The following is a 973-nucleotide window of genomic DNA, read 5'->3' on the forward strand; positions in this document are numbered from 1 at the left end:
TTGCAGATTGTGCCTATCATCCAATCCTTTTCACAGCTGGAAAAGAACTATGGCAAAGAGGGTGCAGAGATTATCGTAGATAATTTGCAGGATATCATCTTCGGCGGTTTTGCACCCAACAGCAGCTCTGCCGAGGTGCTGTCCAAGGCCCTGGGCAGCCGCACAGTGATGTCTGGCTCAGTGTCCAGGAGCAAGAACGACCCCAGCCAGTCTTTGCAGATGATAGAGCGGCCTCTCATGACGCCGGACGAGTTGAAGTCTATGCCCAAGGGACAATTCATCGTGATGAAAACCGGTTTCTACCCCATGAAAGTCAGGCTCAAGCTGTACTTTGATTGGGGCATCCAGTTTGATGAACCGTACGCTGTCCCGGAGAACGGCAATCGTAAGGTAGCTTATGCGGAGAAGAATGAACTCCTACAGGCCATCGTGCTGAAATACCACCCGGAATGGTTGAAGGAGGATGATACGCCGCCGGAGGATGCACCCGCTGGAGGGCAGAGTCAGGACGTTCCCTCGCAAAAGCAGCGCAAGCGCTCTTCAAAGAAGAAAGGCCCTGCCAGTAGGCAAAATAGGCCGCTGAAAGAGGTTGCTCCCCATAACCGTGAAACAGAGGTAGTGCAGGATGGGCCGGTTTGATTTTTTGTACAAGATGGACTTGCAGCACAGGGCCGTGGCGGTGTATATCTATCTGGCAGACCGGGCAAATCGGGATGGCGAATGCTGGCCCGCTATCCCTACTATTGCCAGGGAGTTAAAGCTGTCCCAGTCTACAGTGCGAAGGGCCTTACAGGATTTAAGAAAAGCTGAACTATTGGAAACAGAACAGCGCTACCGTGCCCAGGGCGGAAAAAGCAGTTTGCTTTTTCGTCTAAAGAAAATATGACAGAAAACACCTGCCGCCAGGGAACCTTTGCGCTCTCTCGGTGGCAGGTGGCTCCTGTCATCATGGCGGGTGTAGGGAACTATCCAA

Annotated in this window: 2 protein-coding genes; both read left to right on the top strand. The window is 52.5% G+C overall.

From position 1 onward, the window contains the following. Positions 1-639: type IV secretory system conjugative DNA transfer family protein (locus U8U01_RS17205; protein WP_322176811.1), on the top strand; the 639-nt coding region annotated here is incomplete at its 5' end. Positions 640-652: 13 nt separating this feature from the next. Beyond that, positions 653-886: a helix-turn-helix domain-containing protein gene (locus U8U01_RS17210; RefSeq protein ID WP_437124407.1), complete on the top strand. Its 234-nt coding sequence runs from the start codon at positions 653-655 to the stop codon at positions 884-886. Positions 887-973 lie beyond the last annotated feature (87 nt).

Origin of the sequence: Acutalibacter caecimuris, from assembly GCF_034335085.1 — a bacterium.
GTDB classification, from domain to species: domain Bacteria; phylum Bacillota; class Clostridia; order Oscillospirales; family Acutalibacteraceae; genus Acutalibacter; species Acutalibacter caecimuris.

What these genes read in the sequence shown, in the direction of transcription:
- U8U01_RS17210 (WP_437124407.1), top strand. Translation starts at nt 653, where the DNA reads ATGGACTTGCAGCACAGGGCCGTGGCGGTGTATATCTATCTGGCAGAC.